Source organism: Terrihalobacillus insolitus (assembly GCF_028416575.1).
Classification (GTDB): Bacteria; Bacillota; Bacilli; order Bacillales; family Amphibacillaceae; genus Terrihalobacillus; species Terrihalobacillus insolitus.
In genome coordinates this window covers 136,672-159,095 of sequence record NZ_JAMQKB010000005.1, presented here as the reverse complement: position 1 = coordinate 159,095, position 22,424 = coordinate 136,672, and the positions used below count along the sequence as shown (strand labels likewise).

Annotated in this window: 27 protein-coding genes, 5 pseudogenes and 1 riboswitch; of the genes and pseudogenes, 7 read left to right on the top strand and 25 right to left on the bottom strand. The window is 36.0% G+C overall.

Going from position 1 to position 22,424, the window contains the following annotated elements; translation table 11 throughout:
* Positions 1-193: 193 nt before the first annotated feature.
* The 17 genes from NC797_RS07630 to NC797_RS07550 all read right to left on the bottom strand — a co-directional run bounded on the left by NC797_RS07630 (position 194) and on the right by NC797_RS07550 (position 14,509).
* Entirely contained in the window at positions 194-1,216 is a 1,023-nt protein-coding gene (locus NC797_RS07630) for a hypothetical protein (protein WP_272436179.1), read from the bottom strand.
* Between the two features lie 329 nt (positions 1,217-1,545).
* The gene (locus NC797_RS07625) at positions 1,546-2,964 is read right to left on the bottom strand and encodes a DNA cytosine methyltransferase (protein WP_272436178.1); all 1,419 of its coding nucleotides are present in this window, start codon (positions 2,962-2,964) and stop codon (positions 1,546-1,548) included.
* A 65-nt stretch (positions 2,965-3,029) separates the two neighbouring features.
* Positions 3,030-4,892, bottom strand: a complete 1,863-nt coding sequence (locus NC797_RS07620) for an LPD1 domain-containing protein (RefSeq protein ID WP_272436177.1) — start codon at positions 4,890-4,892, stop codon at positions 3,030-3,032.
* 86 nt (positions 4,893-4,978) lie between these two features.
* Positions 4,979-5,182 carry a hypothetical protein gene (locus NC797_RS07615; protein ID WP_272436176.1) on the bottom strand — a complete coding sequence of 68 codons (204 nt, stop codon included), beginning with the start codon at positions 5,180-5,182 and terminating at the stop codon, positions 4,979-4,981.
* 172 nt (positions 5,183-5,354) lie between these two features.
* Entirely contained in the window at positions 5,355-6,428 is a 1,074-nt protein-coding gene (locus NC797_RS07610) for a DUF6094 domain-containing protein (RefSeq protein WP_272436175.1), read from the bottom strand.
* Positions 6,429-6,471: 43 nt separating this feature from the next.
* Positions 6,472-6,906: a hypothetical protein gene (locus NC797_RS07605; RefSeq protein WP_272436174.1), complete on the bottom strand. Its 435-nt coding sequence runs from the start codon at positions 6,904-6,906 to the stop codon at positions 6,472-6,474.
* Between the two features lie 92 nt (positions 6,907-6,998).
* Positions 6,999-7,475, bottom strand: coding sequence for a single-stranded DNA-binding protein (gene ssb, locus NC797_RS07600; protein ID WP_272436173.1), 477 nt, complete (start codon positions 7,473-7,475; stop codon positions 6,999-7,001).
* 24 nt (positions 7,476-7,499) lie between these two features.
* Positions 7,500-8,144, bottom strand: a complete 645-nt coding sequence (gene radC, locus NC797_RS07595) for a RadC family protein (RefSeq protein WP_272436172.1) — start codon at positions 8,142-8,144, stop codon at positions 7,500-7,502.
* 99 nt (positions 8,145-8,243) lie between these two features.
* Positions 8,244-8,603, bottom strand: coding sequence for a DUF6018 family natural product bioysynthesis protein (locus tag NC797_RS07590; RefSeq protein WP_272436171.1), 360 nt, complete (start codon positions 8,601-8,603; stop codon positions 8,244-8,246).
* Positions 8,604-8,876: 273 nt separating this feature from the next.
* On the bottom strand, positions 8,877-10,817 hold the full coding sequence (locus NC797_RS07585) for a phosphoadenosine phosphosulfate reductase domain-containing protein (protein WP_272436170.1): 1,941 nt from the start codon (positions 10,815-10,817) through the stop codon (positions 8,877-8,879).
* 142 nt (positions 10,818-10,959) lie between these two features.
* On the bottom strand, positions 10,960-11,211 hold the full coding sequence (locus tag NC797_RS07580) for a hypothetical protein (RefSeq protein ID WP_272436169.1): 252 nt from the start codon (positions 11,209-11,211) through the stop codon (positions 10,960-10,962).
* A 42-nt stretch (positions 11,212-11,253) separates the two neighbouring features.
* A complete protein-coding gene (locus NC797_RS07575) occupies positions 11,254-12,090 on the bottom strand; it encodes a hypothetical protein (RefSeq protein ID WP_272436168.1) in 837 nt (278 codons plus the stop codon).
* A gap of 89 nt (positions 12,091-12,179) precedes the next feature.
* Complete coding sequence (locus NC797_RS07570; RefSeq protein WP_272436167.1) at positions 12,180-12,332, bottom strand: hypothetical protein; 153 nt, start codon at positions 12,330-12,332, stop codon at positions 12,180-12,182.
* Entirely contained in the window at positions 12,326-12,745 is a 420-nt protein-coding gene (locus NC797_RS07565; protein ID WP_272436166.1) for a hypothetical protein, read from the bottom strand. Before NC797_RS07565 ends, NC797_RS07570 begins: the two co-directional genes overlap by 7 nt.
* Positions 12,742-13,275: a hypothetical protein gene (locus NC797_RS07560; RefSeq protein ID WP_272436165.1), complete on the bottom strand. Its 534-nt coding sequence runs from the start codon at positions 13,273-13,275 to the stop codon at positions 12,742-12,744. The genes NC797_RS07565 and NC797_RS07560 overlap by 4 nt, the downstream gene beginning before the upstream one ends.
* Before the next feature lie 308 nt (positions 13,276-13,583).
* On the bottom strand, positions 13,584-13,961 hold the full coding sequence (locus tag NC797_RS07555) for a hypothetical protein (RefSeq protein ID WP_272436164.1): 378 nt from the start codon (positions 13,959-13,961) through the stop codon (positions 13,584-13,586).
* 246 nt (positions 13,962-14,207) lie between these two features.
* Positions 14,208-14,291, bottom strand: a riboswitch (cyclic di-GMP riboswitch).
* Complete coding sequence (locus tag NC797_RS07550; protein ID WP_272436163.1) at positions 14,291-14,509, bottom strand: helix-turn-helix domain-containing protein; 219 nt, start codon at positions 14,507-14,509, stop codon at positions 14,291-14,293. It overlaps the preceding riboswitch by 1 nt.
* A gap of 467 nt (positions 14,510-14,976) precedes the next feature.
* Here NC797_RS07550 and NC797_RS07545 point away from each other — a divergent pair, with 467 nt between their 5' ends.
* Positions 14,977-15,156: a hypothetical protein gene (locus NC797_RS07545; protein WP_272436162.1), complete on the top strand. Its 180-nt coding sequence runs from the start codon at positions 14,977-14,979 to the stop codon at positions 15,154-15,156.
* 41 nt (positions 15,157-15,197) lie between these two features.
* On the opposite strand, the gene NC797_RS07540 is transcribed toward NC797_RS07545, so the two are convergent.
* The 4 genes from NC797_RS07540 to NC797_RS07525 all read right to left on the bottom strand — a co-directional run bounded on the left by NC797_RS07540 (position 15,198) and on the right by NC797_RS07525 (position 18,220).
* Positions 15,198-16,601: a sensor histidine kinase gene (locus NC797_RS07540; protein ID WP_272436161.1), complete on the bottom strand. Its 1,404-nt coding sequence runs from the start codon at positions 16,599-16,601 to the stop codon at positions 15,198-15,200.
* Complete coding sequence (locus NC797_RS07535) at positions 16,598-17,287, bottom strand: response regulator transcription factor (RefSeq protein ID WP_272436160.1); 690 nt, start codon at positions 17,285-17,287, stop codon at positions 16,598-16,600. Before NC797_RS07535 ends, NC797_RS07540 begins: the two co-directional genes overlap by 4 nt.
* A 94-nt stretch (positions 17,288-17,381) precedes the next feature.
* The gene (locus tag NC797_RS07530; protein WP_272436159.1) at positions 17,382-17,639 is read right to left on the bottom strand and encodes an SHOCT domain-containing protein; all 258 of its coding nucleotides are present in this window, start codon (positions 17,637-17,639) and stop codon (positions 17,382-17,384) included.
* Between the two features lie 23 nt (positions 17,640-17,662).
* Positions 17,663-18,220: a hypothetical protein gene (locus tag NC797_RS07525; protein ID WP_272436158.1), complete on the bottom strand. Its 558-nt coding sequence runs from the start codon at positions 18,218-18,220 to the stop codon at positions 17,663-17,665.
* Positions 18,221-18,401: 181 nt separating this feature from the next.
* On the opposite strand from NC797_RS07525, the gene NC797_RS07520 reads away from it, so the two are divergent.
* The gene (locus NC797_RS07520; RefSeq protein WP_272436157.1) at positions 18,402-18,788 is read left to right on the top strand and encodes a GerD family protein; all 387 of its coding nucleotides are present in this window, start codon (positions 18,402-18,404) and stop codon (positions 18,786-18,788) included.
* Positions 18,789-18,870: 82 nt separating this feature from the next.
* Positions 18,871-19,069: pseudogene (locus NC797_RS18360) on the top strand (insertion element protein); the annotation flags it as partial.
* A gap of 252 nt (positions 19,070-19,321) precedes the next feature.
* Here NC797_RS18360 and NC797_RS07515 read toward each other — a convergent pair.
* A pseudogene (locus tag NC797_RS07515) lies at positions 19,322-19,600 on the bottom strand (MFS transporter); the annotation flags it as partial.
* Between NC797_RS07515 and NC797_RS07510 the strand changes: the two are divergent.
* On the top strand, positions 19,575-19,910 hold the full coding sequence (locus tag NC797_RS07510) for a hypothetical protein (protein ID WP_272436200.1): 336 nt from the start codon (positions 19,575-19,577) through the stop codon (positions 19,908-19,910). The pseudogene NC797_RS07515 and the gene NC797_RS07510 overlap by 26 nt on opposite strands.
* Positions 19,911-20,133: 223 nt before the next feature.
* Positions 20,134-20,236: pseudogene (locus NC797_RS18445) on the top strand (IS3 family transposase); the annotation flags it as partial.
* Between the two features lie 17 nt (positions 20,237-20,253).
* Here NC797_RS18445 and NC797_RS07505 read toward each other — a convergent pair.
* Together NC797_RS07505 and NC797_RS07500 are read right to left on the bottom strand one after the other, a co-directional pair.
* Positions 20,254-20,637: a DUF302 domain-containing protein gene (locus NC797_RS07505; RefSeq protein ID WP_272436156.1), complete on the bottom strand. Its 384-nt coding sequence runs from the start codon at positions 20,635-20,637 to the stop codon at positions 20,254-20,256.
* Between the two features lie 51 nt (positions 20,638-20,688).
* Positions 20,689-21,258 (bottom strand): class I SAM-dependent methyltransferase, encoded by a 570-nt coding sequence (locus NC797_RS07500; RefSeq protein ID WP_272436155.1) that lies wholly within the window; start codon positions 21,256-21,258, stop codon positions 20,689-20,691.
* 109 nt (positions 21,259-21,367) lie between these two features.
* On the opposite strand from NC797_RS07500, the gene NC797_RS07495 reads away from it, so the two are divergent.
* Positions 21,368-21,535, top strand: coding sequence for a hypothetical protein (locus NC797_RS07495; RefSeq protein WP_272436154.1), 168 nt, complete (start codon positions 21,368-21,370; stop codon positions 21,533-21,535).
* Here the strand turns inward: NC797_RS07495 and NC797_RS07490 are convergent.
* Positions 21,527-22,094, bottom strand: a pseudogene (locus NC797_RS07490) (sulfite exporter TauE/SafE family protein); the annotation flags it as partial. The gene NC797_RS07495 and the pseudogene NC797_RS07490 sit on opposite strands and share 9 nt — an antisense overlap.
* Positions 22,095-22,096: 2 nt before the next feature.
* Between NC797_RS07490 and NC797_RS07485 the strand changes: the two are divergent.
* A pseudogene (locus tag NC797_RS07485) lies at positions 22,097-22,401 on the top strand (Tn3 family transposase); the annotation flags it as partial.
* Between the last annotated feature and the right edge of the window lie 23 nt (positions 22,402-22,424).

Genomic DNA, 22,424 nt, shown 5'->3' with positions numbered 1-22,424 from the left:
TATATACTATCAGAAAATATGACAAAATACTATATCAACAAGACGGCCATTAAGGAGAAAAAAAACCTAAACGAATAGACCTCTTCCAAGGCTAGTCATTTAGGGTTTTTCCCTGTTTATAAAGTTATCTTTATTTTATCATGTTTGTTTAAAAAATCAATGATGTGTATTTTCGCTGTTTGAAAACAGTTTATTAATCATTATCAGGTTCATTCTCTTCCCTGTAGGTACTGGTGTTGTAAAAGTGAGATTCTCTCATTTTAAAATCAACTCTTCTTTGCACCCAATCTTTTACTAATCCTTTCATGTTATTAATCTCTTTAACTGTTTCTAACATCTTCATAATAGTTTCGCTAAATATCTGATCATTAATATAAAAGTCATCGTCATAAGGAGCGTCAGGTTTGACGAAATCTTGTTGTATTTGATAAAGATACGCATCTTGCAAATCTAGTAAATTTTGAATTGATAAATGATTTAGCTGTTGATTTGCAATCTTAACCTTAATCTTATGTTTTAAATCTTTAGGGATCTCTATGTTCCATAATACATCATAGATATCTAGTTCTTTATTTTTAAGATTAGGATTAAGATTTTTATTTTGATAATCTTTGTATGTATTCTTTGTTATATTCTCTGTTGTATTCTTTGTTAAAGATTCGTTTGATTTAACCGAATTCATTTGGTTGATTTCACCATTTCCATTCGGTTGATTCCGCCGAATTGATTTGGTTGATTCAACCGAATCCAATGATGCCAATGGTTCTGCAGTTATCTCTTGGTCAAGATAGTCACTAAAGTCCTTTAAGTCATCTTCCAGATTATTTTCTTTTTCAATCATCAAATCATTAATTGATCTTAAAAATTCTGGAACATTTAACCGAACATGAGTAGTAGGCGCTCCAGCAAATTTAAATCTTTCTCTTACAACCAAATTCTTTTTCTCTAATTTTTTAATAGCTGTTTTATAATTAGCTTCACTAAAACGAATCTCTTCATACCATTCATCCCGCTTTTTAGCTATCCAGTAGTGGCCATCTTTTTTAACTCTTAATTTACTTTTTCCGTCTTTACTTGGTAAATACCAATAAACAATTTGGGAAAGTAGAACACCAGCCATAAAATCCCCCGCTATATCTATGTAGGTCTTTTTTACATCAATGGTGTCTAATGTTGATTTTTCCCATGTAATAAATTCTTTCCAACTAGAAAACACAAAAATACCTCCCTTACCTATTTAAAGAAAGAGAGGTTCGAAACGGTCATATACATAATTCCATTATATTTTCATAGGTATACACATAATATCCCTTGCATAAAAAGGAATGAATAGGGTATACTACTCATATAAATTAATAGAAAATGCAAAAACACATAGGGATTCCCGTCCCGAACCAAAATCACTTTTGTTCCCGCAAAAGTGATTTTTTCTTTCCTTGCTAAAATTCTACCACTGATTCTATCATTCGACAATAAAAAGAGAGCTAAACTAATTTTATTTAGTCTAGCTCTTTTTTAAAATCCCATAATCAAAAAACGTGTGTATCAGATCATTAATTCTAGTTGACCGTTTGTTGCAATATTAACTGAAGCAACTGTTTTATCCTTAATTTCTTTCACATGCTCTTTAATCGTATGGAAGGAGTGTTTCATAAGAACCATAGCAATGTTATTGGCTATTGCTCTAATTACATTACCGTCCACCGATTGACCAAGCATTTCATACCTTCGGGTTACAGGAGTATGATCACAAAACTCAAACCAGTCAGGTACATGTAAAATTTTCCGTATCTCTTTTTCAGTTAAGAAACGGAAAGATTCTCTATTCTCGCTAAGAACATAAGAATTCGAAGCACATTGACTACGGTATCTTGCTGGTATCGCATTTATTTGCTTTACCTCACCTGTTACAAAGGTTTTGTCTAAGGAACGGTTTTTCCATGAACTATCCCTTGATTGAAATGAATTCATCCATTTAGCTAAAGATTTCCATTCAAATTTACTTTTAGGGGACTCAAGATAATCCTTAAGTTTTTTTCGTCTTAGTTTTGGTGCTCGCGGAAACTCAAAGGATTGGAAAAGCTCGTAATCAGAAAAACCAACTGCATAGGTCCTATTTCGTGTAGCTATACTTCCATAATCCCAGGACTCGATATTTTTCTCCTGCCAATAGGGATAAATGTCTCCTAATAAATCCTTCAGAATAAACCAACTATCACTTTTATAAAACTGTGGTACATTCTCAAAGAATAGAATTTTACTCTTAGAACTTTTAATTAATTTAGACGCAGCTAAAACTAAGTTATTCATCACATTACCTTCTTGATATCCTAAACTACTATGCTGATCACAAGGTAAGCTGATAAAAGCCACATCTGATTTAACTGCCTCATTACAATCACGCAAGTCTCCATTAAAGAGGTAGGAGTTGGGATAATTGTGTTTTATTACTTCGCTAGAATCATCTTCCCATTCTATTTCCATTACAGGTGTAAAATAATTTGTGTCAACCATACAGGATGTTCCTATCCCAGCACCAGCGCACATAGATAGTAATCTAATACGTTCATCTGCTGGACTTTGAATAGTTTTGCTAGCCATTAGTTTGTATTGGAGCGGTCTTATGATAACTCGACCATAATCCCCCTCTGTAAATACACATATTTCAACCTTTTGCTTAATTGAGAGAATGGACGCATAGCGACTACCAGAAGAATCAACTAAAGGCCGACGTTTTTGGCTCGTTGGACTCTTCCTTCCGGAAACGTGCACAACATGAGAATCAACAGCTGCATGTTCTGTTTTATTTTCGATAATGATTTCCTGTTTGTCCTCTAACACTTGAACATACAGTGTTTCGCCCTCTTTCCATCCAGCCGCTTCACAAACTAACGATTGTAACCAAACTCTGGGCTGCTCCGCCTTTTTAGATATGGTATATACTTTTTTCATGATAGGTCTCATCATATTCTCCTCCTAATATTTAATAAAAAAAGAGCTAGGCTAAAATTAACCTAACTCTCTTCACCTTATAGCAGACGAACCTTACGCAACTCTGCTAAAAGTTCCTCGAATTTAGTGTTTATTAAAGAACGTTCTTCTCCGATTGGAAAAGCAGCACTATCATTGGTACCGCAAACCAAATAGTCATTTTTTCTTCCCTCATCCCGCAACTTATCTTCAACATATGCTTCAAAAGCACGGGCTGCGAGTTCCCTCGAGCTGCTCCAATATTTTCCCGTCTTTCCTCGATCCAAGGATATACTTGTTTCGAGGTATTGGGAGTTATCGGATGGATACGGAATTGATTCCACTCTTTCCCCTGTTTTCTGCTCATGATACCAAGCTATAGCCTGAGCGTATCTCTTTAAATCTCTGAATAGCTTTTTCTCAGCTTTTTCTCTTTCTTTGTCCAGATCTCCCCTTATGTGGGAAGTGAGAGAAAGTCGACGTTCCAGAGATTGGTTTAGAATAGTTTTTTGAGCTGTCATTAGACTAAGAAGATTACCTCCATGCCTATCGTAGCTTGACTTAACGCTTAACCCTATACGCCATTTATCTCCGCTTTTATTGGTATTTTCAAAATGAGAAATACTATTTCCCTTTTTAATGGCAGACATTAAATCATTAAATGCCTGGATGATAGACGGTGAAATATTATGCCCTTCACTTTCTAAGTGGGACATATAACCAATCTTGCCATTATTAAATCTATGGGAGACATTAAATAACCAGTTATCAAGTGCATGGAACCATTCATGTGCTGTAACACCGAGGCAACCTCTATCCCTTGTTAAATTGATAACCTGGGACTTTGGTTCAAAATGTGCTAAGGCAGCACCTCTCCCCCTACTGCCAAATGCCATTGCAAGAGTTCCATTTAAAGAAACTGTATAATAATGGTCCATTTCCAATACATCAGACAGGTCGTAATAAGCCTCAGAACAACGGAAAACATGATCTCCAGCAACTTCATCATTTAGATAGTGACCAAACTCTACACCGCGAAAACCAAAAGAGTTCATTAGTTCTTCAGGAGTACGGATACTAGAAGAAACACCACCAATCCTATCTGGTCTTTCTGGCAAAGTTCTCTCCCAAACGGGCTTAACCGGTCCACGTTTTTTCTTAGGAGTAGTCGAATTATTTAATAAATCATCCCAGGATTTAACTTTCTTTTGTACGTTATTGAGCGTATTGTTCGCACTGGTATGATTGGTGAAAAAGTTGATGAATTTTTTACCAAGACACTTAATAGGTAGTTCTCTTGACTCCATAATTGAGTCAAGTAACTCTTGGTAGTATTCCAAGTCCTTCTTATGAGCTTTATGCTCTGGAGTGCCTTCCTCAACTACTTGTAACTGTTCCTTTGCTTCCTCTATCCTTTTTTGAGGATAATCAGAAGGAATACCCTCATGATTAATTCTTTTACGCAATTGGTACACCGTATTTATAAGCTGATCCCAAGTTAAAACTGTATCCATTACCTCTTGGTAATAGTCGGCAGCAAGCAAAAAGGCTTTTCTACCTTTAGCGGAATCAGTCTTAGGCGAAGTATCAATACGTTGAATAATTAATTGTTTGGTTCTAGCGACTTCTGGTTCAGCACCTTTCTCTTTCTCATTTTCTAATGAAAAAGATTTAAACAACTCATGCTTTGTTACCATTTCAGCTGCTAGAACATTGCTACAATCCTCAAGTGTTTGAAGGTTATCCACACTTTGCGAGTTTTCAAACGCTTTTCTTATTGCAAATTCATCCTTTCTTGCACCGCCAATTTTTTGGCCAACATCGTATGCGACTTCTCGATTGCTTTGTGACTCAGTACGGATATCTTGAATATCTTTGTTGACTTCTGGCTGATTTGCAAATAAAGATAGTTGTGCTTCCATTAAAATCCCTCTCCCTGTTTTTTATAAATTAAAAAAGAGGTTCAAGACTGTGCTTGATACCTCTTTTAATACTTCCTCCAGATTAATTATTGAAGTTGGTTTATCTCTTGAAGATAAATGTCTTCCATTGCGGCATCCCCTAAAATATTAGAGTTAAAGATGACCTGCAGAGCATTTTCTTCTTCCAAACCCTTCTTCATTAAATCGTTAAAGACGAAAGAAAAATATCTGTCTTTATCAACTAAACTTTTCATAGCAATCAAATTAAACTGCGGTATGTTCTCACACATAATTATTTTGCTCCCCTCTTCATTCATAGCTACTCAGTTACCAACTTTAATGTCGCTAGTTACCAACATTATTTGTCAGTTACCAACTTTAATGTCGCTAGTTACCAACATTATTTGTCAGTTACCAACTTTAATGTCGCTGGTTACCAACATTTTTGTCACTCTCTGTTTCTTAAACGAGTTTCCGTACAAGTCCTTTTGGAGTAATAACTTTTACAGAAACATCCCTTTTTGTACGTTCTTTAGTAATGGTTGTTTTACTACCATTATCATGCCTTCTCTCTTCCTCTTCCGTGACTTTGGAGACAATCTCCAATCCCTGAACGAGGTGGTAATGGTCGTCTGTTCCTATTTCTCCATTGACTGCTCCACTAGCAAGCAAAAGAGCCATTTGCCCCTGGTTAATAGGTAAACAAGGATTACCACCTATCACTAATTGCTTAGGCTTGGATCGTTCCATAAAAGCAGAAAAGCCTTTAGAGTTTTTAATTCCTTCATAAAAGTTAGATTTATTCTCCAACTTGGTATAGAAGGTTTTTAACTCAGTCGGCCCCGTGGGAACATCCCATTGATGTTTACCAACCATGACATTAACAGGAGTGACCTGATTTCTTACAAAGTCTTCGCTTTCCATATTTAATAAAAAATCATAAAGTTTCTGATTGAATTCTTTATGTTTTCCGCTCTTTTTATTTCCGATAAAGATACATTGTTTAAAATCATCGTATTCTTCATCAGAAAAGCGAACAACTCCAATATTACTAAAGTGAGTTGCTAAATATCTAGCGATTTTTTTATCAGCAAAACGATAACTAGGAATGATATATATCATCAATCCCCGCTCCTTTAAGTAACGGACATTCCTTACGAGTTCAGTCCATTCTTTACGGTCTGTGTTATCGTCATCCATTCCCTTCATTGTGTGGTCATAAGGAGGATTAAGAAACAATAATGAAACAGCTTCATTAGAGATCACCATACTTTCAATAGGAGCATTGATACAATGATCTAAATTCTCCTGAGCTGTTTTTGCTCTTGTTTTATCTAGTTCAACCCCATATGTGGTAATCGTACAATCCTCAGATTGAAAAGAAGATGAAAGTTGTTTTAAAATTTCACCTTCCCCACATGTTGGATCTAGAAAGGCTCCTTCTCCCTTCACGTTTAACAGTTTTGTAATATATTCCCCTTGTTTAACTGGCGTAGCAAAGAAACCAGCACGAATTTTATTTCCTATATGTGACATTCACTATTCCTCCAGACAAATTAATATCTTTTCTTTATATTGATTAACGAAAGGACTCTTGAGAAGCTAAGATCATTCTCTCCAGTTGCTCAATCGATAATTGGTCGAAGTCAATTGGATAACATTTGCTGTAGAACCCTTTAGCCCGTTTAATAAGTTCTTTTCGTTTTACATCGGGATTTATCTCACGTATTGAGACATTAAGGAATTTACACAGCTCTTCAATGCAGTTATCCTCCGACAATCCAAGTTTCTCTAACCGTGCAAGTTGTACCTCATCAAGGTCTTCCTGGTTATCAGAATGCAAGAAAATCTCCAATTCATCATCATCACATTCCTGCAGCATAACGAAAAATTCAAGATTATCTTCTAATTCTTCTTCTAAACAGATACGAACCTCTTCAGCAGTATCAAAAGTAGCAACAGCACAGTTTTTAGTTAATACGTAATTTATTTCAGATTTTTCCACCGGAAACATAAATATTCCTCCCATTGTTTAGTAAAGAAAAAAGAGTGCTCAATCCATTTGGACTGAAAACACTCTTTTCCTCATCTTTAAAATTCAATTTTTCAAAATGGTAATCCGTCGTCACTAATATCAACAGGTACCCCATGACCATAGTACGGGTCATAATCTTGGGGATTTTGGTTATTAGGTCGTTGATTTCCATTTTGATTGTACCCTTGATTACCGGATTGATTAGAACCTTGGTTATCATTACCAGAACCTTTGGATTCTAAAAATTGAACGCTGTCGCAAACAACTTCGGTAACGAAAACTTTCTTACCATCCTGACCATCAAATGAACGGGTCTGTAATCTTCCATCAACACCAATTAAGTTACCTTTTTTCATGTAGTTTGCTAGATTTTCAGCTGGTCTTCTCCAAACAACACAATTAAGAAAGTCGGCTTCCCGCTTCCCTTCTTGGTTTGAGAACGGACGATTTACCGCAATGGTGAATTTTGCAACCGCAACACCATTCGGAGTAAAGCGAAGTTCCGGATCACGTGTAAGTCTGCCTACTAATACAACTCTATTTAACATATAATTTATCTCCCTCTCTAGGTATTAGCAATGCCCTTTTTCTTTTAGACTGGTAAATTTCCCACAATCGCCGATGATAACATGGTCAAGTAACTCAATGCCTATCATCTTTCCTGACTCCACTAATCTCTTTGTTACTTGTATATCCTCACTCGATGGAGAAGGATCTCCACTAGGATGATTATGTGCCACAATTAAGGAAGCAGCGCTCACTTTTAATCCTTCGCGAAATACTTCCCTTGGATGCACGAGTGAGGCGTTTAAAGAACCCTTAAAGATATTCTTTCTTGCGACTACCTGATTTTTAGTATTGAGATAAATAGCTTCAAAATGTTCCTGATTATGATGAGCTAAATCAACAAAATAATTAGCTGCATCTTCAGGAGAACGTACTACATAGCGTTCTTCTTTTGAAAACTTGTTCAAAATACCTGCCAAACCAAAAGCGGAGAGAATACGGGTTGCAGCCAATTCTCCAACCCCTTCGTATTTCTTGAAGTCTTCAGCGGTCATGGAAGATAAAGTTTTCGCCCCTAGTCCAGCCAATTCTCCTGTAACTGAAGGTTCAGCCTTAGGGCCAATCAACATCGCCAATACGTTTTGAAGGCTGGTATTCTCATTACCGTAAAACACAAGTTCCTCTTTCGCAACAGAATAATGTTTTTTCATAAACAATACACCCACACTTTCTTAAAGTTTTTTTCTGAAGAAAAAAGCGAATGCAATATAAATCGCATTCGCTCACCCACCCAAATAAACATTTGTTTCTTAGTCGAGATCAAAGAATTCAGCAAGAAGTTTACGAAAGCCAATTTTGAAATTCCAGCTCTTTGAAAATTCAACCGGCATTTCACTTCCGAAGCGATACGTTTTCTCACCCTTAAATCTCCAAATGACACGTTCTCCTGTAGCACCCTCAACCGCTTCAACAAAAGTCAATACTTCATGTAAAGCTTTCTGACGGTCATTAGAACGACAACGGAAGATACGACGTGTGCCATCTTTCAAAATTAACTCTGCGGTAATACGACTACGAAGACTTGAAGTAAACTCTCCGTTATGAACCGCCTTTCTACAATCCTCAATTACATCTGTTTTTCCAAACAATTCGGCCATAGTGTTAGCCATAAAACATCTCACCCTTCTGAAGAATTTTTTATATAAAACGCAAAAAAGCGCCCTTCAGAATGGACTCATAAACACACAAATGTTGTGTGTAGAACCATCCCAAAGGACGCATTACGTTTCATAAAATAACCCGCTAACCTATTCATAGGCTGCTAAAAAAGTAAAAATAAAAATTGATATGATTCAATAATACTATTATTCTTTGAAAATGACAATAGTAGAACCATATAAAAAAAAGCCAGGCTGATAGAATATTATCAGTAGGCTTAAATGTTATATCGCTAAGCTTAATTGACCATTCACCTGTTCAATAAGCTCCGGTGGATTGTTAGTAATAGGCTCATAACATAAGTTGTTTGTGCGTTGGATGATTTCAAGCAATTTAAGCTTTTCCACATAGCCCTTGATACTATTTAACCCATCTGCTGTCTGCCAAAGAGAGGATAATTCATCGCTATCCTTAATCTTCTGGATAATCTTATCAGCAACCAAATGGTCGGATAAAGCTGAACGGTCACTTGGTTGTTTAGGTAGATATAACCCTTCATCCTCTGGCTCCCATCCCTCATATGGCGGATCATACTTTTCATAGTCGAAAGAGTCTTTCCAGTCCAACCATGAAAAAACATGATGATCAGCTTCACGTTGAGAGGTGGCGAAAGGACTACAGACAATGAAGATGAATTCATTAAAAACTATTTCCTCTTTTTCATAATCAAGAACCTGTGATAAATAAGGAATAGATTTATTTGTTTCTCTAACCTTATTTTGAACATAGGTCACAAATTCCGATTCACTCATTTTAGTCTGGATTTTTACATAGAAGAGTGGAAGAGTATTAACGGTAGTCTCTTTTTCATTAACTGTACCATCTTTACTAAGTATTAAGCGTTCCTTATGTGTATATCGCGTTGGTTTAACATCAAAAGGATTAATACAATATCCATCATCTTTCCATGTATCATAAATAGCCTCTAATTCGTCTTTTTCTATTAGGGTAACCCCTACCCTTTCCTGTACCCATAACAGGTACTCTAGAAGCCTTTTCCTCGCTTCTATAGTCAAGGCACCAGGAGCATATCTAAAAGACGCTCTACCAAACGTATCATATAGATGTCGACGTTTCTCATGTATATCATCGCTTATAGCTGAAGAAAAAAGAGAAAATGACGACTCTTTCTCGATAAGGGCTTTCTTTTCGTGCGAATTAAACTTCTGTCGCTGTGTAGGTAATCGGAATCTAACATCATTTCGAATGGCTTTCATGTAATCTTTCCATTCTTGTAAATGGTGATACTCTTCATACCCTTCCTCGATTAAGCCGGATAGCATTTTGTCCTCTCCAGACATAAGAGGACAAGTCCAACAACCTGATCTACTACCTGCTTGTCCACACGATTTTCCTTCCCCTTCACTTCCGTCCTTGATACCACATTCAAAACCAGTTTTGCCATACTGTTTCATCATTTCATGGACAGTACCCCCATAAGGGAATACACCGTTAGGAAGGTTCTCTAAATAGCTCCAAAGAGAGTCCAAGTCAATCTTTTTAATAGGGTGCATGACTTTAATCCGCTTATCGGAAGCATGAGTAGCATACAGTTCATCTACTTCAAATTTACGGATACTGCCAGCCCTTGATTGGCTTTCTTTTAATCGCACTCCCAAAATGGAAACAATAGCATGCTCATCCGAAGTTAAACAATCCTGTTCTTGTACCGCTTCTCTGATGATCTCTTCCATTTTCTTTTGAATGGGAGTTATCTTCATATGAAACGTACAATAACGGCTCCTCGCATTTGGACTTGGAGAAGGTGTGCCACGGCCAATGATTTTATAAAAGAACCTCGATTTAATAGGAGGTCTAACCATGTGTATCTTGACAACCGGAGAGAGCCCTTGCTCTTGAGCTGATTGTCTAATCTTCTCCAGTTGTGTATGTTGATAGTTTTGCATAACGGGAGTTTCTACTGCTGTATCACTCATTACTATATGGACTTTCCTTTTTCGTTTAGAAACGGGAATCTTCATAATAGTTTTCCATATTAAAGTTAATACCAGGGAAGAATCTTTACCCCCACTGAATGAAATTACCCAAGGAATCTGAGAGTTCTCATTTAAATATTCCTGAGTAAGTATTTCTATAATGTTGTCAAACTCCTGGAATACATTAATCTCAGCAACGCGTTTTTTCCATTTTTCTATTGTATTCATTTATTTGTTCCAACTACAAGAGAAGGAAAGAGGGAGTTCCCCTCCGCTCATTCTTCTCAAGCAGAAGGGACTATCCTCCAATCATTTAATCATTCATTTACTTTCTTCAAATTCACACGAATTTCGATACACAAAAACCAAATTAGATTTCATCATCTAAATCATCTTCTTTTATGAAATATGTGCGATATTTTTTACTATTTTTAATAAACTCACTTAAGTACTCCATCACTTCCACAGTATGTTCTACATATGTGTCGCTCGGATTCTGTTCTGCTAGTACTTCATATATTTCAGTCAACTCTTCTGCTATTTCAACACCTTCATTGCGTGCTGTGTAATAAAGAGCCTTAAAGATAATATCAGCTTGGATATCAGCAATAGGTTTCTTCATTTTTGGCTCCCCCTCTATGTCGAAGTTTTTTAGTCATTCATTCTAAGCGCGCATATAGTTTTGCGCCGCTATGTTGTGACGTTCATTTAGCATTTCCAACATTCTCTTTTCTGCCTCTAAGGACATTACTGTAAAATCAAGGCGTATATCCACCATTGTCTTAAATTGATCGATATCAGCCTTTGTTAGTGTCCCTTTTAAGATGAAGTTTTGGACCTTTTCTTCATTTGGTTTACCATATTTGATTAAAATATCTTCGCCCATTTCCTCGTTAATAGCAACAACGTCATACAACGGGTCATTATCAACCAAAGATACTGATCCATATTCGTGTACTAACTTTCTTTGTTGCTGAAGTTCAGGACATTGGAGCATCTGACTCTTTGCTTTATCATATAATTCATTATGGTATTCTAGCTCTGGTTTTAACCGATTTAACGTGAGTGCCAAATCACTCATCTTCCAGTCATCTACTTCAAATGGAGCGGGAGAATTGAGACTTTTCCCTTTCTTATTAAAGTTGGGTTTGACATAAGAAGTTGGCTGGAATTGATAGGCTTTCAATTGATCATAAATGAAGAGGTTTTTCTTAACCTTTTTATGGTCAATTTTCACAATCGGAACGAGCAAACCAAGATTGTATAAATACTCATTTAATCCTTCGTAATCGATTTCGCTAATCTTCTTGGAAACAAATTTCGCAACAAGTCCATGTTTCTTGAACTCATGACGTTTAGAATCTGAATCCTTTAATTTGTTTTCCATTGTTTTTTTAATAGTTTGATCCCTATGCTTCAGATTTTTAATTGTTGGATAAGTACCATTTTCAATTAGTCCTTCCATGATATCTGCAGCTGTTTGATTTGAATGATTAATCATTTTAATATCCTCCAATTAGCTCCCCACCTAGTATAGGGAGCAAAATTTTCACTCCCCTACTAGGAAGGGGTCTAACAAAGAATATTTATTTACTGAGCTTTCGGTTGTTTGTTCATAATGTAGCGGATTAATACTCTTTTTGCTACTTCTGGTTTTAGGCTATCCACTAATTTGAAAGCTTGATATTCATCTTCAGCACAAACAAGTTTGCGATAGGCTTTAGAAGATTGCTTGTCTAACATACAGCATTCCCCCTATTTGAAGATTTTTCAGCTTTGCCAATCAACGTGGTAGATAGCACTTTTGGATTGTCATAAAGACCTCTAACCAGTTGTAAGGCATGAGCAAGATCAACTGCAAGAACAGTAAATGAATTTTTTTTATTTTCTTTCTCAAATACAATTTTAAAGGTTTGTTTTAGCGGTTGCTGTTGGCCATCAAAAAATTCGTAAATTGGCAAGACAGATTTAACTTGGCTTGTTCTTATAATTTTAGGTTTTTCCGATGGATTCTGAGAAACCATAAGTATAGCTGGAAACCCAAACAACAGCTGAAATAAAAAGATATTCCCTTCCGCAATTACCTCACCATTCCTGGCAACCGTATTTTCTCCAATCGTAAATTGAGAGTTTACCGTATAAAAGTCAAACGTCATCCCGCTTCACCTTCCTCGATAAAAGAAAAGAGATCGAATTCAACAGGAGTGATTTCTTCCCGTATTTTTTCGACCTCTTTAAGACACTCAATTAGCTTCAATTGTTTTCCTTTTGTGGAGCGGATTTGTAAGGTAACTGTATCATTAACAGCAATAACCCCTACTTTTCCCTTTCGAAATAAACCTCTGGTATCTATGGTTCTGAATGAGTTTCGACTGATTAAATCATTAATCCAGTCTTTGCTTGTTCGTGATGAAACGGATAAATCAAATTCAACACCGGTTATTTTAGGGTGTGTCCACCCAATAGCCATGTCGAATAAGTATATTCCTCCATCAATAGAACCATCAAAATATACCCTATAACCATTCATGTTGTGGCGCGGCTGATTCTTAAAAGGCTCTATACGAAAACTATAGCCATCAACCTTCCATTCAAATCCCTCTTTCGTTGTTAAAAAACGAAATCCTTTTAGGGCTTTTCCTAACTCGTTAGGAGTTATAGAAGTAAAACAAGTTATCTTGTACATGATAACTCACCCGCATCCATGCACATACAATTTTGTTCACCCAAAATAAACATCCTCTCTTAAAGTTTTTTAAATCCTTTCTGAATGACTAACCTCTAACACAATCCTATAAGCCTCACCCCCTAAAACGCAAAAAGGGCCTTTAGGATTGGTTTTCATACACACTTGTTCTAAGTGTGATAAACCAAGCCCAAAGGCCCCGTACGTCTGATAATTAACCCGCTAATCTCAATGAAGAGATTGCCATAAAAAACTAAGATGAAAATTGATATAGTTAAATTATAGCAAAGCTTACGGGTAATCTCAATCTAATTTAAAGTATCTATTACCTCTTTTGTCACAGAAAATAAGTTGTCTTTATATTTTTTATGCAGACGGGTATACTGCTGCTCATTATTAATTTTAAAAACTTCTTTTATTACCTCTTTTTCTGCTAAAGGAATTGCAAGGTCCCCAGGAAGTTCTGAGAAAGATATTTCTCTAGAATCAGTTGCCAAGACTTTGCAGCCTTTCACCTCTTCATTACCAACTATTTCATTTGACTCACTAGCAAGGGATACAAGCTCAACAAGCATTCCGTCCCCTATTACAAAATAAGTTCTTCTAAAAAAGTATTCTATATCAAGCGGATTTATTTGGTTAATTATAGTATCATGGTTAAAACTATTTTCCTCGTTTCCGATCATTATTTGCACACCCCGCAATTTGAATATCCATTATAAAATTCGAATAGAGACGCTTTTTTTTTGGCGTTATCTTTATTTTTATTTATCTTAATACAAAAATAATGCAAAAACTGTAGAATTCCATGATGAAAACATAACTTTTTAAATTTATTTTGGAAGCGGAGTATATCCCCGATGTTTCTATTAGTTAAACGTTCCCTTTATTTAAATATAAAAAAACGCCCTCATATATTTTAACCATTCAGTCAAAAAAGAGGCCGGTTGCACTACAAACTCCAGTTTATCAAAGTGCCCACATAACGATAAACTTTCTTCGTATTCTCTCACAATTAGAAATCTAACAATTCGGACATCTTAACATTCAAAGCTTTTGAAATAGCGTAGATGTTCTCTAAAGACACATTTCTTCGTCCTCTTTCCACTTCACTTATATATGTTCGGTGAAGACCTGTTAGATCACCTAATTTTTCTTGTGATATATTCTGTTTTAATCTAGTGTTCTTGACATTATTCCCAAAGGTAATTTTAACATCGAATTTTTCATTCATATGTCAATGATATAATAATTTATCTGGTTATTCTACAGACTATAAGTGACGTTCCTGTTTATTCATTCATAAGTATTAATAAAAATGTTGTGTAGGATGTGAGTTCTTTACTTCTTTAGTATATCACGAAATATGTGTTTATTAAAGTGCGTCTTTCCTATTTGACTGCTCTTACTTCCTTATCTAATAAAAAAGAAAAAAACATATAATCCAACAATCTTGTAGCGAATCCAACGTACGATTAATTGTTAAATGATAATAAAGTTGTTTACTTTAAACAATATGAAGCCACATTCCTCCGTTGAAATATGCGGCTAATTAAAAAAATAGTTGTTTACTTTTAATTTCAACATGACAATTGTACACAAAGTTTGTTATAAAAAAGTTGTTTACTCCAGTAAGCTATACACATATTTGAGGGTCGTTCATATAAATATTAGGGGAATTCAATACGGGAGTGAAGAAAATTGTATTATCAATACCCATATTACACAGGAAGAACGGAAACAAGTATGTCAATGATGGAAATGGAAGAAATGAAACAAATGATGATGGAACATATGAAGATGACCCAACAAATTAATCAAAAAATCGATATGATTGATGAAAGACTAATGAAAATGGAAAAAATGATGAAGATGCGGTAGTTAACAACTACCCGCATCTTCATCTTTCGCTATGATTGCAACTAATTACCGAGATTATTTTTCTTCTCATTAGATTTGCTTATAAAATCATCTTGTTTAGGCAATGAGACTTCAAACTGCGTCCCTTCTCCTTTCTTACTTCTCACTTTAATTTCACCACCATGTACTTCAACAAAACCTTTTGCAATGGAAAGACCAAGTCCTGCCCCGCCTTCGTCACGTTTACGTGACGCATCTACACGGTAAAAGCGTTCAAAAATAAAGGGGAGTTTTTGCTCAGCAATACCAGGTCCTGTATCTTGAAAACTGAGAACCACTGATTCCCCTTCCACCCTCACGTTAACCGTAACTTTTCCATTCTTCGGTGTATAACGAAGTGCATTACCGAATAGATTAACAACGACCTGTGTCATACGATCACGATCAATTTCGATGAATATATCAGTAGAACTTTTGTTAAAATGAAGCCTAATATCTTTTTCGTCTGCGAACCATTGAAACTGAGAAAGTATCGATTCCATAAAATTATTTATTTCCGTTCGTTTCTTGTTAAGTGTTAATGCATGAGACTCTGCGAGACTAAGCTGTTGCAAGTCATTGACCAGTCTTGAAAGACGGTATACTTCATCACTTACGTTTAAGATCACTTCTTCTGTAGCTTCAAGTGCACCAGCTTGGATTGACTCTAATTTTGCACCAATAATAGCAAGGGGTGTTCTTAGCTCATGTGCAACATCAGCCACGAGAGATTTACGAATATGCTCCGTCCGTTCTAATGTCTGTGTCATCTTGTTAAAAGCATCACCAAGCTGTCTGAATTCATCTTTTGAATCAATCGAAACCCGGAAATTTATCTTTCCCTTTGAAACCTGTTCAATCCCTGAAACAAGCTGAGTAAGAGGTTTAGTAATTTTTTTAGATAGAAAAAGTCCAATAATTAAAGAAAGTAGTACAGCGACAAGAAATCCCAAAAGAATGGCTACATTGACCGATTGGACAAATTGTTGTTCAAGGCGAGAAACAGAGTCGCTTTTAACCGGGTACGCAATAAAGGTCCCAACGGTTTCTCCTTTGATGACAAGAGGTTCTGTGACTGAGGAATTATTATCCTCCATGTTTTTAGTTGTTGTGTCTACTACTATTTCTCCAGAAGCATCTAAAATGGTAATTTCAATAGTACCTCCTATATGCCCCATCATATTTCCCATATTCATATTCATTCGATTTGAATTTTCAAGAATTTGATCCACACCTTCTAGTGAGCCTGTCGAGGAATAGTAAGAGGTCACTGCCTGCTTAAGCATTTCAACCTTCATTTCATCACTCTCTGAGAGATAATTTTCAAATATCTTTTCGATACGTGTTTGAAAAAATAGAGATTGAAATAGCCCCATGATGATAATTACCGTAGTCAATGAGAGGATCAACTTGCTTCTCAGCTTCATGTTTCCACCCCAAAACGGTAACCTATTCCGTAAACAGTTTGGATCGATGCAGAAGACCCAAGTTCTGATAACTTTCTTCTTAAATTACTGACATGGGTATCAATCGAACGTTCATAATTAACAAATGCTTCTCCCATAGCAATGTTCATAAGTTGTAGTCTACTGTAAACTCGGCCAGGTTTTTCTGCAAGTGTCATTAAAATTTTAAACTCTGTAGGGGTTAAATTGACCCTCGTCCCATGGACATAGACCTCATATGTGGAAAGGTTAATTTTGATATCGGCTTGATGAATCCACTCATCGTCTTCTTGTTCTTCAGACGTCCTCCTTAGTACAGCCTTCATTCTAGCGACAACTTCACGTAAACTAAACGGTTTTGTAATATAGTCATCTGCCCCCATTTCAAGTCCTAGTAGTTTATCTATCTCATCTGTTCTAGCTGTTAGCATAATGACTGGGGTTCTATTTTTGGTCATTCGCAGTTCGCGTAACGTCTCATATCCATCCTTTTCAGGCATCATGACATCAAGTAAAATGATATCAACGTTTTGACTCTCTTCAAGGAGATGTAACGCCTCATTGCCATTACGAGCATTCAATGTTTGATAACCCTCATTTTGTAAGAATGTTGAAACTGATTCTCTTAATTCGTCTTGATCATCTACAATCATCACTGTTTTTTTCATCGGAAGAGTCCTCTCGTATCCATTGTATGCTTCGTTTTTTAATACTAACAAACATAAACCTTGATAAAAGTTTATCAAGGTTTATTATCTGTAATCAAATTTTATTCGAATCCATCAGTTCATTTAGCCGCTGTCTGTACTCCTCTGTCTCGATTTCTCCTCCGGAGTAGCGCTGTCTTAATACATCAACAGCGTTGTCTGTTTGGTTTGATTTACTGCCTGTTGAAAACTTTTGAACGGCTAATACAATTAACCAAATAACCAGACCAAAAAACACTAACATAAAAATTCCACCAAACATCATCATTGGAAAACCACCTCCTAAAAATCCCGTACCATTGTTCCACATCATACCAGGAACCTCCTTTAATCTATTTACATGGATTCATCTAAAGACTCATTACAAGCAAACATCCCTGTAGTATTTAGCACCATCTCCGTGTTGTCACTCATGGAAACTAGCATCTCCTTTTGTTGCTCCGTTATCACATTTCCTTCTTTCTCAAATTGTTTAAGATCTTTTTGAATGACCTTCTCCAACTCCTTCGCCAATTTATCCGCCTTTACCCCTTGCTCATCTGCAATCATTTCAAGAGATTTTCCACTTTGAATTTCATTTTGTAGCTGATCTGTTGTCACGCCTAAAGTCTTGGCAGCTTCATTAAAAATATCAGCCATCAAATTGTCCATAATAGACATTGTATTCATCATCCCACTCATACTTCCCATCATACCCATTCCGCTCGAATCACCCATCATATTCATCATTCCTAAGCTTTGATTCGAATCCATCATCCCATTTTCGTCCATCACATTTGTAGATGTATCATTTGTCCCAGTGTTAGAACTGGCATATGAAAAGACTGTTCCCCCAGTCATTGACCCGGCTCCAAATGCTACGACAAATCCTGCTACTATTAATAATTTCTTCATCTGTTCTCACTCCTGTTTTTATTTATAAGTGGAAAGCGTAATACCTTTCCCTTATATACAATATAAACGACCAGTTTTCAGAACTTATTAGGAGAATGTCAAGAACTTGTCAAGATTAATGATAAACGGCAAACAGTTGGGGAAATTAATAAAAACTGGTTTCTAAAGGGAGGAAGTCCAAATGAAAGTAAAAAGAAAGCTAACTGTTGTTGCTATTTTAGCCTTACTCCTTCTTGCAGGGTGTGGGGGTATGAATGGAGGGAATGCCAATGATATGATGAACTCTGGTGGCATAAGCCCTAACATGTTAGCTGACATGATGGCAACACCGGAAATGCGAGATGCAATGGTCCGTGTGATGAGTTCTCCTGAAATGCAGGATCAAATGATTGAATTGATGCAGCAACCCCAAATGCAGGATACAATGGTTAACGTAATGAAGCAACCTGAAATGCAAGATAGTATGGTTAGCGTAATGCAAGAGCCGGAAATGCAAAATGTTATGATCGAGATCATGCAAACATCAGAAATGAAGGAACTTTTAAAAAGTATAATAAATAAAGAATAAAAAGAAACGATAATGATGTTAAGTAATTCTGTTAAGGTGGAACTTATAGCGATCGGGCTGATACCCCCCTATAACCCACCCTAATAGTTTTATACAGCGAATTCGTAGGAGTTTATCCATACTTGAAAGACCCTTAATGACCGCTAGGGGTGACGGCAAAAACTATATTTCATGCAAATTCAATCCGAATCACGCTCAATATGGTTTGTCCATTTTAAGGAATTTCTGTGTGCCATTTAAAACTTCAAAATGGTAACACGTCAACTCCTGCACAACGATAAGGACTTACAGACAAAGTGTTTAACTTGAAAGATATAATTTATCTAAAATAGTATTCTTATTTAGCGAACTTATTTTTTAGTAAGATAAAAAGCCACTTTATTATTTTTTAAGTACAAGTCAGAAATGGTAAGGAGGTAGTTTGACTTGTTTATGTTCAGGCCTATCTCCTTTGCCCATGAAATAACTTTTGACTTTCTCTCGAAATAAAAATGAACCCGATAAATATAAGTACCGGGTCCATTTTTTATTCCCTATATCTTGTTAAAAGATGGCAAGGTCTCATTTAATCGCATTGCTGCTATTAGCCCTGCACTTAATGGTAATAATGCTACTAAACCTATTGCCCAATTAACGTTTAGTATATCAGTTAATAGTCCCGCAAATAATGCTCCAAATGCATATCCACTATCTCTCCAAAAACGATAAACCCCCATTGATGAAGCTCTCCATTCTGGTTGTGCTACATCACTAATTGAAGCTTGTAAGGTTGGATATACCATTGCGGTGCCTAGTCCTAGAAGAATAGCTGCGGATGTAACTGATTTAGATGTCATACAAAAAATCAGAAACATAATGACTGGAGCAGACTATATAAGCTTGTTTAATATCCTTCACTGTGAAGAGCCTGTTGAATTGATGAAGAACGCAACTGATTTATTAAAGATTAGGGGAAGGATTGGGGTTATACAATGGACACAAGAAACCGAAAGAGGCCCTTCTCTGGAAATTAGACCGAACCAAGAGGCTATAATACGTTGGGCGAATGAAGTGGGTTTAATCTTAACAAAAGAAGTGGAACTTCCTCCACATCACTTCGGTCTCCTTTTTGAAAAGAGGTGAGTGATAATAAAAACCTTTAGTTGGACAAGACATTATGACAAAAATGCTTGGATTAAATTGAACTGCACCCCAATTGTTAGACACAATCTTCTAGCCAGCATACTCACTTGTCTCAGACATGTTAGGAAGTTTCTTGAAAGATTAATCAGTTAATGATGATCCATGGCACTACCAAATGAAACAATATTCGATGATTTAAAACTTTAAAGTGCTCTACACTCAAGAACTAGCTCATTATATTGATATATAACGATAAAAGAATTAAGACAAAATTAAAAAGACTGAGTCCAGTACAATACCGGACTCAGTTCTTTTCTCCTTTGTAGTTGATTTAAATGAATAACTACAAAGCTTTATCAATACATCCAATTAATCGTTCCTCAATGTCCTTTGCAAGATCCTTAATTGATTGATCATTCACCATTTCAATAAGTGCTGTCGGCCTTGGCATTCCGATTTTTGTGTGACCAGCATCCTCATAAACAACAATTTTACAAGGTAAGAAATAACCAACCATTTGATTTTGTGATAAAACACGTTGGGCTTCATGTGGATTACATACTTCTAGAACACGATAGGATTGGTCAAAATCAAGGCCTTTTTCTTGTAATTTATCCTTTATATCAAATTGCCAAAGCACTCCGAATTTTTCTTCCTTTAAGCTCTCCTCAAGTGATGCAATGGCTTCTTCAATCGTTTTAGTCGTTTCAACCGTGTAGTGAAACATTTAATCATCTCCTTTTTTTATTCCTTTTTATTATTTTCAATCTTTTTTTAATTAACCAGTCGTAGCCTTAATCGCATAAATTGATGGATTTAAGTGAGTGACCTCAACATCAAACCCATTTTCCCTCAAAAGTTCACCCATCTTTTCAGAAGTAATTCTTTCATGAAGAGGTGGACCCATCTCAGTCTCAACAGCTTCCCATTCTAATAGTAATATCTGTCCACCAGGCTTTAAAATTCGCTTTATTTCACTTAGTGCTTTATCCATATTGGGTACCTCGTGGATAACAAAAGCAATCAAAGCTTTGTTTACTAAACCTTTATCGAGTTGTATGTTTTCTAAGTCACTAACCACATAATTGATATTATCAATTTGTTCTTCTACAGCGTCTTCTTTGAGCATCCTAAGCATTTTCGGCTCAATATCAACAGCATAAACAGTTTTCTCCATACCTTTAGCAATTGGTAATGTGAAATAACCATTTCCAGCTCCCAAATCCGCAACAGTGTCATTCAAACTTAAGTCTAACATTTCGACAACTTTATTTGAAGGTATTAATTCTTTTCGTTCAGTACTAGTTAATTTGTCAGCATCTTTTGGATTAAATCGAATACCTGCCATTACTTTCCCCTCTCCCCTTATTATTCCGTTTTAATCTCTTTTCCATTATGTTATAATCCCTAGTAAACATATTGGTTTTAGGAGTTTAGATCTTAGGAGGTTTTCCTTAATGATCTTAAAAAATCTTTTTATAGAGAAATGTCCAAAATGTAAAGATATGTTAGTAAATAAATCCAACACCTTAACGGCTCAAGTTATTAAATCTTGTCCAAAAGGCCATTACGAAAAAGAGTTTCATCCAGCACTTGAATCATATGTTGAAATATATTTAACTTAAAATATCAAGCCATATCTTAATGGATGTACCTAATATCAACAAAGCTAAAATCCATTGTAATAATTTCGTATTGACTTTCTTCCCAAAATTCGCTCCTAATGGGGAAGCAACTAGACTTGCAATAACCATTATAAGTGCAGGTATTAGCAAAACTTGACCAGTAGTAATTTTCCCAATAGTTGAACCGATAGAAGAAATGAAGGTAATAGCCAAGGAAGTAGCTATGGTCATTCTAGTTGGAATTTTGAGAACCACAAGCATGATAGGTACTAAAATAAAAGCACCTGCCGCACCAACAATACCAGCACCTACGCCGACAACAAAAGCTAATAAGGCAGAAAACCCTTTATTAAATGTTACTTGATCATGCGGTATATCGTCTAACCCTTTCTTTGGGACAAACATCATAATAACAGCAATAGTGGCTAATACTGCATAAAGAACGTTAATTCCGCCTTCAGATAAAAAGATAGAACCATACATAGGCACCAATAAAACTTCCTGCTAAAATGCTTACACCCATATATAGAATTAGTTTCTTATTTAAAAATCCACCCTTTGATGAATGGACTCGCAAGAGCTATTTTCTTTGGGATACAAGGGGAACTTCGGGAACGAACTATACAGCATCAATTACAAAGAGCTAGTGCATTAAACATAATTATCAATGCTATTAGCGTATGGAATACTCTACATCTTACAAAAGCAATTGAATACCAAAAAGGTTTATAGGGGGTTTTAATGAGGACTTGTTACACCATATGTCTCCTTTAGGATGGGAGCATATAAACTTACTTGGAGAATACCACTTTAATTCAGAGAAGGTTGTTTCGGTAGATTCCTTGAGACCATTAAAACTTACTTAGCGTTGTAAACTTCAGGGTAATGT

Excerpts from the sequence above, each read along its gene's own strand:
- NC797_RS07625 (WP_272436178.1), bottom strand. The coding sequence starts at position 2,964 with ATGAGACCTATCATGAAAAAAGTATATACCATATCTAAAAAGGCGGAG.
- NC797_RS07620 (WP_272436177.1), bottom strand. The coding sequence starts at position 4,892 with ATGGAAGCACAACTATCTTTATTTGCAAATCAGCCAGAAGTCAACAAA.
- NC797_RS07615 (WP_272436176.1), bottom strand. The coding sequence starts at position 5,182 with ATGTGTGAGAACATACCGCAGTTTAATTTGATTGCTATGAAAAGTTTA.
- NC797_RS07610 (WP_272436175.1), bottom strand. The coding sequence starts at position 6,428 with ATGTCACATATAGGAAATAAAATTCGTGCTGGTTTCTTTGCTACGCCA.
- NC797_RS07605 (WP_272436174.1), bottom strand. The coding sequence starts at position 6,906 with ATGTTTCCGGTGGAAAAATCTGAAATAAATTACGTATTAACTAAAAAC.
- ssb (WP_272436173.1), bottom strand. The coding sequence starts at position 7,475 with ATGTTAAATAGAGTTGTATTAGTAGGCAGACTTACACGTGATCCGGAA.
- radC (WP_272436172.1), bottom strand. The coding sequence starts at position 8,144 with ATGAAAAAACATTATTCTGTTGCGAAAGAGGAACTTGTGTTTTACGGT.
- NC797_RS07590 (WP_272436171.1), bottom strand. The coding sequence starts at position 8,603 with ATGGCTAACACTATGGCCGAATTGTTTGGAAAAACAGATGTAATTGAG.
- NC797_RS07585 (WP_272436170.1), bottom strand. The coding sequence starts at position 10,817 with ATGAATACAATAGAAAAATGGAAAAAACGCGTTGCTGAGATTAATGTA.
- NC797_RS07580 (WP_272436169.1), bottom strand. The coding sequence starts at position 11,211 with ATGAAGAAACCTATTGCTGATATCCAAGCTGATATTATCTTTAAGGCT.
- NC797_RS07575 (WP_272436168.1), bottom strand. The coding sequence starts at position 12,090 with ATGATTAATCATTCAAATCAAACAGCTGCAGATATCATGGAAGGACTA.
- NC797_RS07570 (WP_272436167.1), bottom strand. The coding sequence starts at position 12,332 with ATGTTAGACAAGCAATCTTCTAAAGCCTATCGCAAACTTGTTTGTGCT.
- NC797_RS07565 (WP_272436166.1), bottom strand. The coding sequence starts at position 12,745 with ATGACGTTTGACTTTTATACGGTAAACTCTCAATTTACGATTGGAGAA.
- NC797_RS07560 (WP_272436165.1), bottom strand. The coding sequence starts at position 13,275 with ATGTACAAGATAACTTGTTTTACTTCTATAACTCCTAACGAGTTAGGA.
- NC797_RS07555 (WP_272436164.1), bottom strand. The coding sequence starts at position 13,961 with ATGATCGGAAACGAGGAAAATAGTTTTAACCATGATACTATAATTAAC.
- NC797_RS07550 (WP_272436163.1), bottom strand. The coding sequence starts at position 14,509 with ATGAATGAAAAATTCGATGTTAAAATTACCTTTGGGAATAATGTCAAG.
- NC797_RS07540 (WP_272436161.1), bottom strand. The coding sequence starts at position 16,601 with ATGAAGCTGAGAAGCAAGTTGATCCTCTCATTGACTACGGTAATTATC.
- NC797_RS07535 (WP_272436160.1), bottom strand. The coding sequence starts at position 17,287 with ATGAAAAAAACAGTGATGATTGTAGATGATCAAGACGAATTAAGAGAA.
- NC797_RS07530 (WP_272436159.1), bottom strand. The coding sequence starts at position 17,639 with ATGATGTGGAACAATGGTACGGGATTTTTAGGAGGTGGTTTTCCAATG.
- NC797_RS07525 (WP_272436158.1), bottom strand. The coding sequence starts at position 18,220 with ATGAAGAAATTATTAATAGTAGCAGGATTTGTCGTAGCATTTGGAGCC.
- NC797_RS07520 (WP_272436157.1), top strand. The coding sequence starts at position 18,402 with ATGAAAGTAAAAAGAAAGCTAACTGTTGTTGCTATTTTAGCCTTACTC.
- NC797_RS07505 (WP_272436156.1), bottom strand. The coding sequence starts at position 20,637 with ATGTTTCACTACACGGTTGAAACGACTAAAACGATTGAAGAAGCCATT.
- NC797_RS07500 (WP_272436155.1), bottom strand. The coding sequence starts at position 21,258 with ATGGCAGGTATTCGATTTAATCCAAAAGATGCTGACAAATTAACTAGT.
- NC797_RS07495 (WP_272436154.1), top strand. The coding sequence starts at position 21,368 with ATGATCTTAAAAAATCTTTTTATAGAGAAATGTCCAAAATGTAAAGAT.